Source organism: Cognatishimia sp. SS12 (assembly GCF_028369055.1).
In the GTDB taxonomy this organism is placed as follows: domain Bacteria; phylum Pseudomonadota; class Alphaproteobacteria; order Rhodobacterales; family Rhodobacteraceae; genus Cognatishimia.
Genome location: NZ_JAQNCZ010000006.1, coordinates 92,084 through 107,798, shown reverse-complemented (window position 1 = coordinate 107,798; position 15,715 = coordinate 92,084). Strand labels below are relative to the sequence as shown.

Genomic DNA, 15,715 nt, shown 5'->3' with positions numbered 1-15,715 from the left:
GTCGGCCCGTCCTGTGAAGGATGAGGTTGCGTCTGTCCGAACGCTCATGAACAGGTCGCGGTATGCCTGCATAATGATTGCCGTCACAAGGGCCGCTTCGGGCGATTGTGGGCGTTCGCTCGGTATCATGCCCGGAGTTGTGAAACCACGTCGGTGATGCGCTGCCACGGGATCATGAACGTCCCGTCTCCGACCTTCACGACGCATCCACGGTCATTGGTCAGTACGGCGTAGGTGTCGCGGTATATGTTGCCTTGCCCGACGTTCAGTGTGGCGGCGATGTCGTCAGCCAAGTCGATGCCTTTGGGCACCTTGAGATCGAAGGTCGAGGCGTTGTTGGTGCCTTCAATCGTCACGGTGTCGTACTTGTCGATTGTGGCGCGCAGGGTCAGGTAGTGGGCGGGCATTTGGAACCTCTCTGTGTTGAGCGCGCACCCGGCAGGCAAGGCCGAAAGGAGGCAGCCCACTGGGTCACCGAGTGCGCGCGAGTGCGGCGCGTTTTCACCGGCACACCGCAAACCCAGCGACTATTGTGTATCACCTAGCTTTGGGGTGATGTTCCGAATAATTAGGTGGAGGGGTGGGGGATTTAGGTACTGACGATGCCAAATGGCAACCCGTGAATTTGGCAACGTAGGTCCAGACTACTTTTAGACCGCTCTTAGCTGGGAGAGCATTGGGCAAGAGACGTTCCCGCTGTCACAGTTGGCCGTAAGTTCAGTCAATGCCGCTTCCAAACGCCTAAGTTTTCTTATCTTTTCGCGTACATTGAGAACGTGGTGTTCGGCCAAGTCCTTAACGGATTGGCAATCCTCGCTATCGCCTTCGGACAGTCCAAGGAGCGTTTTCGCGTCGGCAAGCGGAAAACCCAAGTCACGGCACTTCTTTAGGAAGCAAAGCCGCCCAATATCGTGTGTGGAGTACATGCGTCGGTTATTTGATGCCCGCTCCGGCTTTGGCACGATCCCTTCACGTTCATAGTAGCGGATAGTTTCAATACCGACGCCGCTTTGTCGTGATGCTTCGCCAATCGCAAACATGTGAGATTTCCTACCTTGATCCTGTAGTCTGCTACAGGAGTTATAGATGATTGAACTGATGTGGCAACAATCACAACCCGAGGAATGAAATGCAGAAATACCTTAGCCTCAGTTACATAGGATCTCTGTCCGCGCTTGGCGTTGCGACGTGCTGTGTAATGCCCATGACAATGATGCTGCTAGGACTGGGCGGTAGCTGGTTAGCGATCTTTGGTAAGATTGCAGCAGCAAGCTTTTATGTGCTGGCGATTTCAACCGCACTTGTCGCGGTATCTTGGCTGGTGACTTATCAGCGCGGTTCATTGCCAAAGTTGAAATGGTGGCTTTGGGGAACGACCGCTATGACCGGATTGGCATGGGTTGTCGTGTTCAATGAGACCCGGATCAACGACTTCTTGATTATGCAGATGTGAGGCAAAGATGGACAAAACCGTAGTGCTTGAAAGCACGCTGACTTGCCCAAACTGTGGGCACAGCGAAACCGAAGAAATGCCAACAGATGCTTGCCAGTGGTTCTACGAGTGCAAGTCGTGCAACGCGGTGTTGAAGCCGTTGGAAGGTGACTGCTGTGTGTACTGCTCCTATGCCACGGTTCCGTGCCCGCCAATCCAGCTAGGTGATAGTTGTTGCGGGTAAGCGGAAAAGGTCAGTTTTAGCCTTCCGAGTCTGACCTTATCACTCACCAATTCGTCGGTGTTTGAAATAGCGTTTGAAACTTCCGCAGCAGTGCAGCCAAACCACTTGCTGCCATGACGCTGCTACCGGTAGCCCCACTGATATGGCATCAGTAGGACGGTAATTATCGGGCCAGTAGCGACCATCTCGCAACAAGCGGGCGGAGATTGCGACGGGAGATCACCCAGAGATGCCATGGCTCCCCCGCAACCCTTACAGGCAATGCAGCGATTACATGTGGTTTACTTTAGAGGGAAAAGTTAGTTGGTTGGTCGGCGACCGTATCCAACCAACCAACTAATGTTTTCAGACACCTACGCTGCCTTGTAATCCCTGCATTGCATGTATTTACCCTTGATTGCCTTCCTGCGGCGATCTACTTTGGCGGCAACTCGATCTTCGGTGGTCGGGGCAGGTTCGAATCCTGCGGCTGCGCTAGTTTTGGTCGCTCTTCTCAGCGTTCTACTAATTTTGAACGCAAATATAAGGAGGAACGCCATGATGAAATTGACTGAAGAAACGAAGTCCAAGTCCTGCGGAGCAAAGCGTGTACTGATGAAACTAACTATGAACTTAACCCATGTCTTCGAAACCATATGGGCGACGGGAGTTAGCGTAGCAGCAGCGATGGTTATCTCCACCCCGATCAATTCGTGCAGGGCGCAATAACGCCCTGCACATTCGCATCTAAGACACCATCGCAGTCAATTCCTCTGCGGTTGCCTCCGGTGGCGGGATCAACAGCCATTTCCTCGACTTTTTGTCGATCTGCCAACCTCGCTTCCGCAGTGAGGGCTTGAGCTGGTTTAACTCCCGGCTCAACGTGGCAGCTGTCTGCGGCAATCGACCAGAGTTGATGCCGAACGCCTCCGCTGACTGATGCATTTCCCCCAGAAGTTCCTGCGGCGTACCCCAAAACTTGCCTCTACGAATAATCGGCTCCTGCATGGCATTCAAAGCCTGCATCGTAGTTGAGTCATCGGCAGCTTCGTCCTGTGCGATGTCTTGTGCTTCGACCATCATCGCGATGAACCAGCCGGGTTCTTTTCCGAGAACGCGCGCTGTCGCCTCGCCAATGGCACCGAACTCGGCCAGTCGCACATTATCCGCGAACTCATGTGGGTCGATCTTAGGCAACAACTTCAACACTTCGACTACAAGGCCAACCGCTCCCATAAACATGCGCGGTGCGGTTTCGAATAGGCGTTGTTCGAACTCGGATTCGAGCATCCGTTTTTCTGGCTTTTCTAACTCGATCTCAACCATTCGCGAGATCAAGTCAGCAGCGTACTTCGACGGGTCGATGCCGTTCACAATAACAGGGCGACGCACCCAGATTGAAAACAAGTCACCGTTGGTAAACAACTGCCTCACCTCGAACCCCATGCCGGTGGTAATACCGCAGAGTGTGTCCGATAATTTCGTCAAGTCGGACATGTTTTCGAGAGTAAGAACGTAGTTGTGCCACGCGCGGATCAGTACATCGTCGGGCTTCTCACCGCCGGGTGCAACCATCGCAGAAACCGGGTCAATCAGAGACCGCAATACCCGCGTTGTCGATGTCTTTGCCGAGCCATATTCACCGATCAAGTTAACGATGGGAGATGGTGTGTCGGGGAAGAACATCTTCACGGCGCATGCCATAAAGACGACAAACTGGTCATCGTCCATGTTGACCATAGACCGAATGTCTTCAAGCGAGCCATCTGCCAGCGCTATCGGCAACTGACGCGAACGACGGAAGACAACTGCGCATTCGGTATCTCCTTCGATCAATTCAATGTCGTCGGCTGAGATCGCCAAGACACGGTCGTCAGCGTCGCAGAGATCGACGTAGATGCGGTCGCCCTTTCGAGCCACCCGTAGATGGACGTCTTCGACCGTTTCGTAGGCGTGCGCCCGAGCGATGCCCACGACTAGGTTGATCTGTTCCTGGCTGGGCGTAACACCGCTTGCATAAGCAGTGCGCCGCAGCCAATCCGCGAATTCTATCGAGTCGATCCGCATAATGCGCCGAGGGCCAACTCGAGCATATGCTGTGCCATCGGGATCGCGGAATAGTTTGAGTGATCCTACTACATCGTCGAGGATCACCTTCGTCTGATCCCCTTTGCGGTCGAGATGCACGTCGTCCGGTAAACCGCCCGAATACCCGCCCGCGCGCGCATATGCCCAGAACGGCGCCGAGCCGCACTTGCCCGACTTCGCGATGTCTGCCCACTTTTTGAGAACGTCTTTTTCGGAAACGAACCCGTCGGTTTCTTTGGAGTAGGTGAGCCAATGTTCGCGCCCATCTTCGCCGAATGCGCCGAAGATATTGAAACCCGCGTCGCTCCATTCCTTATAGCCGCCTCCGGGCCGCGCTTTTATGAATGCTAGCAATGCGGCATCTACGTCGATTGCCTTAGTGCGCTGACCGCCTTTTGGCCCTGACTTGCGCGGTTGTGCTTTGCGCAGAACGATCTCGCCGCCCTCATGGAATTGCATTGCACCTGTCTCGTCGATCTCCCTAGGCGTCAGCACAACGCTTTCGAGTGCCAGGGGCAACGCTACCACTGGCCGCTTACCACCCTTTGGTAATAGCTCGACATAGTGTTCCACCGTCGTGATGTCGGGTTTGTCAGGGAGTGGAACACGCTGCCAGATCTTGCCCGTGTCATGAAACATCCCTTTGCCTTGCCCATCGTCAGGCACAAATTTCTCGTGCGCCCATGGTGACTGACTCAGGATGCGGTTTGCGGCATCAAGCACGTCGCGCATCCGCGAACGGATGGTGTCCATTCGGGCAGCGTTCTCGAAGGCGACCCACAGATGATAACCCCTACCACCGCCAGACCGGACGACGAAGTAAGGCGTGCCCATATTGTTGAGCGCAGCAGCGATAAATCCTGCTCGCTTTCGCATAACGCTCGGCTCATATCTGCTGTCGTGGTCATCAAGGTCGAAAACGGCGAGATACGATTTGTCGTCTCCAATGTGCATGTTGACGCCGATAGGCTGAGTTCCGTTGAGATGAGCGCGGAGCACGTCATCTGTAATTTCGCCGTCGGTTGCAAAGTAGGCCTTCTTGCCGCCGCTTCGTTTCATCTTTGAATAGCCGGGACCGGCCAATTCAGTGATCTGCTTTAACTGCTGAATTTCGTCCATACCAAATCAGGTGGACCCGCATCATCGGTTTAGCGTAGCCAAAATCCCGTATATAAACGAGTTATTCCATCGACTTCGCGGTAACACCAAACCAATGGGGCGGGCCTTATGCCTGCCCCACTTTTTTAGATTGCGCCCATGCGATAACGTCGTCTCGGTCATACCGAACCGTTCTCTCCGACCAGTACATTGCAGGCGGGCTGTCTCCTGCCTGTTTCCGCATGTAGAATTGCCCTTCGGAAATCCCGAGGAATTCGCATACCTGCGGCGTGGTCATGATTTTGGGCGTTATGAGTTCCAACTCCAACGCTTCGATGCGCTCCTCGAGCGCGCGGATTGTCTGTACGGACATCGGCAACGAACCTCTCTGTCTGTCCAAATTCGAACAGTCGGGTTTCAGTTGCTACTGGCGACAATTTCCCCCTCAGCTTCGGGGGCATCGTCGCACGCGTCACCGAAGCATATGCTGTTGCCCCCGTCATGGGCGCGGCATTGACTGCCGCTGACGTTTCCGTCGGCGAAGATCAACGTAGTCAAACAGCCGCGCTGCATCAACCGGCGAAATTAGGTGTTGTTTTGATGCGTTCACTCATGACCGTTTCAACCATGTTTGGCGCGGACGTTCCAACGCGCGCCGTGTACTTCATCAGCATTTTCCCGTCGCCTTGGGTTGCCTTATCACCGCGCAAGTAGTGCATGACGTGGTCAGGCAGTAGCGCCTCGTTGCACGCCTCTTGAAAAAACTTGCGTGTGTCGTGAGGGCGGATCACCGCGACACGTTTGCCTTCGACCATTGCTTTGAGCGTGTCGAGACCATGGCCGCCACCGACGTACCCCGTCACGGAGTTGGCTGGAAACACCCACTCGCTATCCGAGTGTCGAACAGACAGCAGTGCGTTTGTCGCTATGTCGCCGATTGGCAATGCGCGGTTTCGCACACCCGATTTGAGCTTTGGAAAAACCAACTCTTTGCGTTGAAGGTCGACGAAACCGTGCCTGCCGTCCGCTTCCCAACGCAGTGAGCAAACGTCTTCTGAGCGAATGCCGGTGAACAACATCAGCAACCAAGCTGTGCCAAGGATGATGTTCTGTTCCCGTTTCTCCCAAATAGCTGCCCAAACAATTGAGAGGTCATCGGGATCAAGGTCGCGATGAATATCGCACAAGTCGTACCAAATCGGCGGGCGTTCATTTGCTTTCGGAACAGTGACGCCCTCGGCTGGGTTGCGAATGCTCAACCTATTGAAAGCGGAAGATAGCGCGACCCTGATGTGGCGCTTTGTGGCCGCTGAGTTATTGCCGCGACCTGTGTCGATGGCGTTGATGACTTTCTGGATCATGATGGTCGATACATCGGTCGGCGACTTATCGAGTATTTCTGATGCCCAACGTTCGAGTTTGCCTGTCATGTCTGCTTGATGCCGATCCGACATTTGGCTTGAAGCGCAATGGTGCATCCAAGCGTCGCGCACCGTTTTGATATCCGCCGACGCGCCATCCTTATGCATTTCGCCAAGCGCTTTGATCTTTGCGAATGCCTGCGCTGCCGTTGTGTCTGGAAAGGTGGCTTTTAATGCCTTCTGCTGTGACCGCCCATTCAGCCGACCTTTGAAGTACCAAGAGGCGCGGGTTTTGCCGACGCCCAAGTAAAAGCAGGGGTATTTGTCGCCATCATGAGCATACCAAGTGGTGCCCGCGTCGGGCTTGTTTCCTGCAACTTTACGCACTTGCGGAACGCTGTCGAAATTGATCGTCGGGGTCATGTCGGGCTCCGTTTTCAAACGCTTTTTCAAACGCACGACAACGCTTACATGGACTTTCCTGAGCTGTAAACCGGCTGATTATCGTTTTAAAAATCGCATAAATAGCTGAAATATATATCAAACTGAACTAACTTGAACCATCCTTATAAATCTATACTTCTGATTTGTAATCAGTAGGTCTGCGGTTCGAGTCCGTGTGGGGGCACCACTAACTTCCTGAAGTTACTATGTTTTGTTGATTGCGAGGCGTCGTCTGTCCGAACGTCCGAATCCGTCCGACTCGGAGGCGGAGCTGAGTGCCTAGGTGCTGGCATCAAGCGTCTTGATACAGCGGAATCCGAGGTGCGAGGTCGACGTATCCGAAGGTTGCGGGTGCCGTGCGGCGGGACGGTAGCGGCGGCAATAATTGTCTGCGCAGAGATGCGAGCCGCCTTTCATCACCCTCTCCAGATGGGGGGAGGATTGGTCCGGCGCCGCGCAGCAGGTCGCTCCCACGGACCCGGCGGCGCTTTGGAAGACATCTGTTGTCCATTCCCAGACATTGCCGATCATGTCATAGAGGCCAAAGCTGTTGGGCGGATAGGTTTGAATGGGCGATGTGCGCATAAACCCATCTGGGGAGGTGTTGTGCATGGGAAAGGCACCATGCCAGTAATTTGCCATCAATGCCCCGTTCGGTGCGCGGGTGTCGCCCCATGGATAGACGGTGTTTTCGCGACCGGCGCGGCAGGCGTATTCCCATTGCGCTTCGCTTGGAAGTGATTTTCCCGCCCACCCCGCATAGGCCAGCGCATCGCAATAGGCGATGTGCACAACCGGGTGGTCCTGCAGCCCGTCCAGAGTGCTGCCCGCTCCAGCCGGATGGCGCCACTGCGCGCCCCTCACATAGTGCCACCAAGAATTCGGCGCGAGCGCATCCAGCGAAGCTGGTGGCACAAAGACGAGCGATCCGGCGTGCAGCATTTCTGGCAGAATACCTGGGTAATCTTCGGCATTCGGGGGCCGCTCTGCCAAGGTGACATAGCCGGTGGCGCGCACAAATTCGGCGAACTGCCGATTTGTGACGGGCGCAGAGTCGATCAAGAACGGATCAACCTGCACCTCGCGCACCGGGGCCTCTTCCGGGTAGTGATCATTTGACCCCATGTTGAACGTGCCGCCGGGAACAAAAATCATGTCGTCAGCAAGCTCTGGCATTGCGATATCCGTTGGGGCGAGTGAGTGGGTCACACGCTGATCTTTATGTTGGGGCGAGTTTGATCGTCAAGCGCTCCACGCGCCCGGTAAAGCGGTCTGGCACTTGTTTCACCTCTATTAGGCCGGTGCCGAAACTGCGGCCGATGCCGATCCCTTCAGCCGGGAAAATATTGGGGATCGTGCGTTCTGCCCGGCCTTTGCCAACCACAGCGCCATCGACGCGCAAGACAACCGATATGCCGGAGCCGGGGGCCGCATCATCGGCGGTGATCTCTGCCGTGATGTGGTGGGTCCCTTCGGTCAACCTGCCTTCGGCGGTGATTTCAAAGATATCAAATTCAAAGGCACCCGCCTTATAGATGAAGCGCAGCTGGCCCTGCCTGCAAAACAGACCCCAACCGCCGAAAAAACCACCTTGGTTGATGATCACACCCTCGGCCGGTGTTGCCGTCAGCGTCACTTCGGCGTCTAGCGCCCAGGACCGTTTTTTCAGATCAGGAAAACCCTGATCCGGTATGCGGGTTTTGGTTTCGAAAAACTCAAACTCAGACCGCCCATTGGTGACATAAGGCCGCAAATCGCGGGTCATGCGCGGGCGCAAATCATTGTCCACGGGGTTGATGTTATGTGCGGCCGCGTAGGTTTCGAATTTCGCGCGCATCTCTTGCAGTTTCTCGGGGTGCTCTTGGGCCAGATCATCGGCCTGAGAATAATCGCGACTGAGATCGTAGAGCTCCCAATTGTAGTCGGCAACGCTGGGCGGGGGCTCCATGATCCATGGCAGTTTGCCGGGTGTGGTTGAGGCGATCCACCCATCTTCGTACCAGGCGCGATTGCCCACCATTTCGAAGTATTGGAACGTATGGCGCGAGGGGGCATCGGGCGCATCAAAGCTATAGGCAAAACTCGTGCCTTCCAGGGGCGACTGGTCAATGCCATCAACCTGCTCAGGCACATCGATGCCGATGATTTCATAAAGCGTCGAGGCCACATCAACGACATGCGAAAACTGTTGCCGCACGCCTCCGCGGTCTTTGATCCCCGCTGGCCAGGTCACGACCATGCCGTTGCGTGTGCCGCCAAAGTGCGACGCCACCTGCTTTGTCCATTGAAACGGCGTATTTGTGGCCCAGCCCCATCCGGTCGGGTAATTCTGGAACGTGGTTGGCCCGCCAAAATCTTCGAGACGGCTGTGCATATAAGACATCGGGATCGGACGCGGATTGAGCGTGTTCGCCAGCGACCCTTCCAGTTTGCCTTCGCCGCTGGCACCGTTGTCGCCCTGAATATAAAGGATCAGCGTATTGTCATATTGCCCGGTGCGCTTCAGCTCTTTGATAATCCGGCCGAGCTGATGTTCAAAATATGCAAGTTGCGCAGCAAAGCATTCCATCATCCGTGCCGCGACGTCTTTTGACTGATCATCAAGGCTGCTCCAAGCGGGGATCTCCTTGGGGCGCGGGGTCAGTTTGGTGTCGGGCGGTATCACGCCGAGCATTTTTTGGCGCGCGAAAATCTCTTCGCGCATGGCGTCCCAGCCCTGATCAAACTGGCCCTTGAACCGATCAATCCAGTCTTGCGGGGCGCGGTGCGGTGAATGCGCGGTGCCGGGTGCAAGATACAACAAGAACGGCGCATCCGGGGCTGCGATGCGCTGTGTGCGCAACCACTCAAGGGATTTGTCTGCAAGATCCCGATCCATGAAATAGTCTGGATCATCGGGTGTATCGAGCAGCGTGGTGTTCTCGACCAGTGCCGGGGCGTTCTGGTCGGCGGCCCCGCCATGGAAGCCATAAAAATAATCAAACCCCATGCCTGTCGGCCAGCGGTCAAACGGGCCTTGGGCGGTTAATTCCCAATCGGGTGTGTTGTGGTTTTTGCCGATGAAAGCGGTGCTGTAGCCGTTTTTCTTGAGCGTTTTGGCAAAGGGCGCGCAGCTGTCGGGAATGATGGAATCATACCCGGGTTCATCATAGCCAATATCAACCACCGAACCGGTGCCCACCGTGTGGTGATTGCGGCCGGTCAATAGCGCAGCGCGCGTTGAGGAACACATCGCTGTGGTGTGAAAACCGTTATAGCGCAGACCATCTTCGGCGAGCGCATCAAATGTGGGGGAGGGGACGGGGCCGCCGAAGGTACTGGAGGCCGCAAACCCAACATCATCGGTCATGATAATGAGGATATTGGGCGCGCCTGCAGGTGCGCGGGTCCGGTTGGAGGGGATAACCCCATACCGTGCGTTTGGTTCTGCTTTCTGTTGACCTGCCATTGTCGCCCATGCTCCGTCGTTAGTGTCTGCCCCTAGGGGGGCAAAAAACAGCAAGCGCAGGGCTGCGCTTGCTGAGTGTCATTCATGTCTCAGCGTGTTGGTGCGCCGGACCATACAAGTTCTTCCGCCGAAGGCGCACGTTTCAGCAGGCCGAATGTCACCATATCTTGGCCCAAACGTTCCAGCTGCTCGGTGACCAGATGGATGGTGGAGGGCACAACGCGGCGTTTGTCGATAAAGTCATGCGGCAGGCGCGTGTGCTTTTTGGTCGTTTCACGCACTTCCAGTTCGTTTTCATTGGCATAGGCATAGGCCCGTTCCAAAACGGAAATCAGCGTCTGGAGTTTATCGGCGTTCTCGTCAGCAAAGCGCTTGGTCGCCACATAGCTGATCGAGGGCAAGCCCACCATATGAGACGATGGTTCATCAATCGCACGGAAGTCCGGGTTCTCAAGTGCCAAACCATAGTACAATGACAGCGGAATGATCGCTTCGACATTACCGTTTTTCAGGTTTTCGATATGCGTATCATTGGGCAGGTTCTGGAACTCGATGTCGCCCTTTTCCATCCCATTGGCATACATGGAGCGCAGCATCATGATGGTGCCCTGACCCTGTGTGCCGAACATGCCGACACGTTTGCCCTTAAGGTCATTGACGGTGTGATACGGATCGCCGTCACGCACCACCAACCCACTGTTTGGAATTTCACTCGCAACCGTGGAACCGAACACGAATTGGATCGGAACACCGTTTGAAATCGCAGAGACACCGGGGATTGAGCCGGTGGCAGCAATGTCGATTTCGCCGGACAGCAAGCGGGCAATATCGTCTGAAGGGCGCGACCCGCGGATCAGTTCAACGTCAAGCCCGGCTTCTTTGAACCATCCTTTTTCTTGCGCGATCAGCAGGGGTTCAAATGAACCCACAGGCGCATAGGCAAGTTTAAAATCCTGCGCGGCGGCGACAATCGGCAGCGCCAGGGCGCTGATCACGCCGACAACGATGCCATTGATCATAGGTTTGAATTTCATCTTGGGTCTCCTCCTTGTTTATGGGCTAGGCGGCTTTTTTTAGTTTGATCTCGCCTAGAATACGGCTGCGATATTCTGCAAATCTCGTGTCAGCTTTGGTTTTGATCTGGTCGCGTTCCGGTCCCAGGTCGATCTCAACTGTGTCCACGACGGTGGCGGGTTTGCCGGACAGAACGATGACGCGATCGGACAAATAGACCGCCTCGTCGATGTCATGGGTGACGAGGACCACGCTGATCCCCATGGTGCGGCGCAGGTCCAAAATCAGGTCTTCCAGTTCAAAGCGCGTTTGCGCATCCAGTGACCCAAAGGGTTCATCCATCAAAAGGATACGTGCGTCATAGGCCAGCGCCCGCGCGATCGCGACACGTTGCTGCATGCCGCCTGAAAGTTCCCAGGGATACATGTCCCCGACATCCGGCAATCCAACGGCGGCCAGACATTGCTGCGCGCGCTCAAACCGTTCTTTGCGGGGCACGCCCTTGCCTTCCAGCGGCAAGGCCACATTGTCAGCAGAGCGCATCCAAGGCATCAGAGATCCGCGATAGTCCTGAAACACCAGGCCAATTTCTTCGAGCGGTTCGGTCACATGTTTCTCGCCCACACGCACGCCCCCCTCGCTGCAGGCCATGAGGCCAGACAAGCAGCGCAACAGCGTTGTTTTTCCGGCCCCCGATGGGCCGACGATGCAGACGAATTCACCGGGCTCGACCGTAATGTTCAGATTGTCGAGGATATGGGCCGCAGTGGCTCCTGACCCGTAGGTCTTTGACAGGTTTTCGACGACGAGCCGTTCAGCTGTTGGATGATTTGTCATTGTTATGTCCTCAAAAACGTTCTGGTCAGGCGACGCGGTGCAAGCCAGCGGCGCCGTGGGCGTGGGATTTCAAAGTACCAACCGAGCACCCGACGCTCGATCATCAGGAAACCCGCACTCAGCAGATAGCCGATGATGCCGACGAAAAAGGTGCCGGCCCAGGTTTCCGCAACCGCAAAGCGCTGGCTGGCGTCATTGATATAAAAGCCCAAACCTTTGTTTGCGGCGTAAAACTCTGTCACCATCATGATGGTGAGGCTCACCGCGAGCGCCAGTCGAATGCCCGCCATCAACTGCGGCAGGGAGGCCGGCAACAACACTTTGGTAAAGTAGACCCGCGGCGGCAACCTGAAGGCCTGGCAAGCATCGCGGATCGAGGGGCTCAGGCCGCGAATGCCGTCGATCACATTCAGCATGATGGGCCAGTTGCAGGCATAGGCGATCAAGATGATGCTGGGGATCGGGCCCGCGCCAAAGGCGACGATGACAATCGGAATGATGGCAACCGGCGGGATGGATCGAATGAAATTCACCAATGGCCAGACCGCTGAGCGCACACGTTCATTGGCACCGATCAAAATCCCCAGGCACACGGCCAAAAGGGTTGCGAAGGTGAGGCCGACCATCAGGTTAAGCAGGCTGATATAGGCCTGGGCAAAAAGCTCGCCGGATTTCAGACCCTCCCAGAGCATCTTCAGGATCTCGGAAAGGGGTGGAAAGAAGAAAGACGTGGATGATTTGGACGCAACATACCAGAGGATGAAGAGCCCAAGCGGCAGCCATGCCTGTTCAATGAGGGCGGGCAGCCGCGTTCGCGTAAGGAAAAAGCGCATCAAACTAAACCTCCCCTGAGCTTTGCAAATGCCAATTCAGCACCCGCTTTTCGAAGATGTCCGAGAACGCATTGACCGAAATACCCAAGATCCCGGCATAAACGGCGTAGGCAAAGGCGATGTCTGTTTCAAAATATCCGCGCGCAACGGACAGCTCGTGCCCCATGCCGCCCACGGGGCTGACAACGCCAATGCCAAAGGAAATCAGGATTGATTTCACGATGGCGATGCGCACGCCGGTGAAAATGAAGGGGCCCGCCGCCGGAAGCACAACGCGCCGAAACCTTAGAAACGGTGGCAGGCGATAGCATCTGACCGTGTCGCGGATGGTGCTTTCCAAGCGGCGCGCGCCATAAATGGCCTGGATGAGGATGGGGAAAAAGCAGGCGATTGATACCAGCGTGATGACCATTTTTGTTGTCGCCCCAAGCAGCAATAGCATGCCGGGGAACAGCGCAATCACCGGAAAGGACCTGCCAAAGTCGACAAGAAACCGTGTTGTGCGTTCAAGCGCAGGGACCATCCCGATGATCAGGCCCAGCACGATGCCGAGGACCGACGCGATACACAATCCGGCCAGCGCAGAACTGATCGTCAGCCAGACCGCTGGCAGGAATTCGGGGCGCCCCCAAAGTGTGAACATGGCCAAAAAGACATCTTGGACAGGGGGCAAAAGCGTCGGCTCGACCCACCCGGCTGTGGTGACAGCCCACCAAAACAACAGGGCCCCCATAAAGGTCAATATTTGCGCTCGACGGCGCGCGCTAACAAGCATGTTGCACCTCTTTGCTGGGGTGTGTGCGTGTGGTTCCGGTCATGTCATGGCCCCTTTGGGTCAACAACGCCCTGGTCTGCCCAAAGCGGTTCCAACGCCCCGCGCAGCTTGGCTTTCCCAATGCGGTCCACCAGCTCAACCGCCCGGAGCGCTTCGGCGAGATGCGCCGCTTTTGAGGCCCCAAACAGAGTGTTGACGATGTGATCATGCGTCATAGTGAACGCGATACAAAGCTGGGCGGGTGTCGTGCCAAATTCATCCGCAATGCGGCGCAGCGTCTTGGCCGAGGCCGCGATTTTTTCGCGGATGCCGCCCGGATCCTGGCCGATCATGCGATCAGAAGGCGCGTCTTTGACCAAGACCCCACCTTCCATGACATCAGAGGCCTGCAGTTTCAGACCGCGTTCGAACAACGCTTTGAAAGGGGCACCATCAACAATCGCGCGCCGCGCCGGGGAATACTTCAATTGCGCCATTGCTGGCGGATCGACGTTTTCGGCGGCGGCGATATCAAACAGCGCAGCAATGTTGCTGGCGGACCAATTGTTCACACCCCAAGCGCGAATAAGGCCACGTGATTTCAGATCCGCGACAGCCAGGACAAGATCTCGCATCTCAATTTGATTGTCGCGCACATCGCCCAACACAACGATGTCGGCATGATCCGTGCCGACGCGAAACAGCGCGCGCTCCAATTGCGGGCGAAAGCCTTGATCGTCGTCAAAGCCTTCAAGCCACAGTTTTTCAGAAAGAATATAATCCTCACGGCGCAACTTCGCCGCCCGCACGATGGCCGAGAAAATGATATCACTGGTCGGTATTTTTTGCGTGCGCTGGCCGTAGACCCCGATGTCGAACATATTCACGCCGGAGGCGAGGGCCTTCTGCACCATTGACACCGCTTCGTGAAAATCCATGCGATCATAGGTGTTCCATGAGCCCAGCGACAACGCCGGAATCTGAAACTCAGGCGCGACCAAAGTGTTCTTTGGGATCTGAATGCTGGTGGTAGTCATGTTCATTGCGTGTCTTTCTGGTCAGCGCTTTAGGGCAGTCGCGGGTCGATAACGGCTTTGATGGCGCGGTGTTCTGCCATTGCCAGGACGCTCTCTGCGGCGCCGCTCAGACCCACAGGTGCCTCAAAGAGTGAATCCCATGGCGCAGCCTCTGCATATTTTTCAAAGAAATTGATGGCGTTTTCATAGTCGGCGATGTCGCCATTCAGCGATCCGAGCACTGTCAGCTCTTTTCGCATGATCCCCCCCAACGGCACGGGGTAATCGGCCGGACCTGTCGCGCCGACAACCATGATTTTGCCGCGCTTGGCGGCCATTTGCACCGCCTCGCGGCCAATGGTTTTGGCACCGGCAAAATCAAACACATAGTCCGCGCCGCGTCCTTGCGTCATGTGCAAGACCTGCTCAGCGGCGCCGTCAGATCCGCCCGAGATATCAATGGTCTCATCGGCACCGAAGCGGCGCGCCATGGCCAGACGCTCTTCTGGCGCACCGATCGTTATGACGCGCCCGGCCCCAGAAATTTTCGCAACGGCCGTGGCAAATATGCCAAGGGCACCCGCCCCTTGCACGACAACGGTTGCCCCCGTGCAAAGGCCGCCCACGCGGTCAAAGGCGCGCAGGACGGTTTTGCCCGCGCAACACGCCATAGAAGCCCAGGTCGATTTGACCGCTGCCGGAATCCGCAGCTTGGCGGAGGCGGGTTTGACGTAGCAATACTGCGAAATGCCCGCCGCGGCATAAGGCGGCCTGTCGGCGCGCTGCTTGAATGAATAGCCGCGGTCTTCGCACAAGACAGGTTCGCGGTAAGACACGCAGCCCGCGCATTGGCCGCATGTCGATTCGGACCAGCCGATCCGATCACCCACGGACAGGGGGGTGCCATAAACGTCAGCTGCATCAGCACCCGTGGCCACAACTTCGCCCACCATTTCGTGCCCCAGCACCTGCGGCAGCATGTCTGGCATCCGCATCTTGCCGGACCAGATTTCGATGTCGGTGCCACAGAGGGTCGCGCAGACGATCTGCACGATCACCGCGCCGGGTTCGAGTGTGTCAGGCAGCGGCAAGGTCTGAACTTGCAGCGGTGCCCCAAATTCGGTCAGCACTGCGGCCTGTGTTTGGGTTGGTCTCACTTGGTCCATA

At 56.2% G+C, this 15,715-nt stretch carries 15 protein-coding genes; 2 read left to right on the top strand and 13 right to left on the bottom strand.

The features are described 5' to 3' along the window. Positions 1-125: 125 nt before the first annotated feature. A complete protein-coding gene (locus N6L24_RS13950) occupies positions 126-407 on the bottom strand; it encodes a hypothetical protein (RefSeq protein WP_271845312.1) in 282 nt (93 codons plus the stop codon). A 243-nt stretch (positions 408-650) separates the two neighbouring features. Next, positions 651-1,040, bottom strand: a complete 390-nt coding sequence (locus N6L24_RS13945) for a MerR family transcriptional regulator (RefSeq protein ID WP_271845311.1) — start codon at positions 1,038-1,040, stop codon at positions 651-653. Positions 1,041-1,204: 164 nt separating this feature from the next. On the opposite strand from N6L24_RS13945, the gene N6L24_RS13940 reads away from it, so the two are divergent. After that, positions 1,205-1,453 (top strand): hypothetical protein, encoded by a 249-nt coding sequence (locus N6L24_RS13940; RefSeq protein WP_271845310.1) that lies wholly within the window; start codon positions 1,205-1,207, stop codon positions 1,451-1,453. A gap of 7 nt (positions 1,454-1,460) precedes the next feature. Continuing rightward, a complete protein-coding gene (locus tag N6L24_RS13935) occupies positions 1,461-1,676 on the top strand; it encodes a GDCCVxC domain-containing (seleno)protein (protein ID WP_271845309.1) in 216 nt (71 codons plus the stop codon). A gap of 726 nt (positions 1,677-2,402) precedes the next feature. Here N6L24_RS13935 and N6L24_RS13930 read toward each other — a convergent pair. The 11 genes from N6L24_RS13930 to N6L24_RS13880 form a co-directional block, all read right to left on the bottom strand. Beyond that, entirely contained in the window at positions 2,403-4,862 is a 2,460-nt protein-coding gene (locus N6L24_RS13930; RefSeq protein ID WP_271845308.1) for a TOTE conflict system archaeo-eukaryotic primase domain-containing protein, read from the bottom strand. Positions 4,863-4,968: 106 nt separating this feature from the next. Beyond that, on the bottom strand, positions 4,969-5,214 hold the full coding sequence (locus tag N6L24_RS13925; RefSeq protein ID WP_271845307.1) for a helix-turn-helix transcriptional regulator: 246 nt from the start codon (positions 5,212-5,214) through the stop codon (positions 4,969-4,971). A gap of 199 nt (positions 5,215-5,413) precedes the next feature. Further along, on the bottom strand, positions 5,414-6,625 hold the full coding sequence (locus N6L24_RS13920; RefSeq protein ID WP_271845306.1) for a tyrosine-type recombinase/integrase: 1,212 nt from the start codon (positions 6,623-6,625) through the stop codon (positions 5,414-5,416). Positions 6,626-6,925: 300 nt separating this feature from the next. Beyond that, positions 6,926-7,855 carry a formylglycine-generating enzyme family protein gene (locus tag N6L24_RS13915; RefSeq protein ID WP_271845305.1) on the bottom strand — a complete coding sequence of 310 codons (930 nt, stop codon included), beginning with the start codon at positions 7,853-7,855 and terminating at the stop codon, positions 6,926-6,928. 10 nt (positions 7,856-7,865) lie between these two features. Further along, entirely contained in the window at positions 7,866-10,094 is a 2,229-nt protein-coding gene (locus N6L24_RS13910; RefSeq protein WP_271845304.1) for an arylsulfatase, read from the bottom strand. An 89-nt stretch (positions 10,095-10,183) separates the two neighbouring features. After that, the gene (locus N6L24_RS13905; protein ID WP_271845303.1) at positions 10,184-11,128 is read right to left on the bottom strand and encodes an ABC transporter substrate-binding protein; all 945 of its coding nucleotides are present in this window, start codon (positions 11,126-11,128) and stop codon (positions 10,184-10,186) included. Positions 11,129-11,153: 25 nt separating this feature from the next. Beyond that, the gene (locus tag N6L24_RS13900) at positions 11,154-11,945 is read right to left on the bottom strand and encodes an ABC transporter ATP-binding protein (RefSeq protein ID WP_271845302.1); all 792 of its coding nucleotides are present in this window, start codon (positions 11,943-11,945) and stop codon (positions 11,154-11,156) included. Between the two features lie 2 nt (positions 11,946-11,947). After that, entirely contained in the window at positions 11,948-12,778 is an 831-nt protein-coding gene (locus N6L24_RS13895) for an ABC transporter permease (protein WP_271845301.1), read from the bottom strand. Positions 12,779-12,782: 4 nt separating this feature from the next. Beyond that, the gene (locus N6L24_RS13890; RefSeq protein ID WP_271845300.1) at positions 12,783-13,499 is read right to left on the bottom strand and encodes an ABC transporter permease; all 717 of its coding nucleotides are present in this window, start codon (positions 13,497-13,499) and stop codon (positions 12,783-12,785) included. A 98-nt stretch (positions 13,500-13,597) separates the two neighbouring features. Then, positions 13,598-14,575: an aldo/keto reductase gene (locus N6L24_RS13885; protein ID WP_271845299.1), complete on the bottom strand. Its 978-nt coding sequence runs from the start codon at positions 14,573-14,575 to the stop codon at positions 13,598-13,600. 23 nt (positions 14,576-14,598) lie between these two features. Continuing rightward, a complete protein-coding gene (locus N6L24_RS13880; RefSeq protein WP_271845298.1) occupies positions 14,599-15,714 on the bottom strand; it encodes a zinc-binding dehydrogenase in 1,116 nt (371 codons plus the stop codon). Position 15,715: the final 1 nt, after the last annotated feature.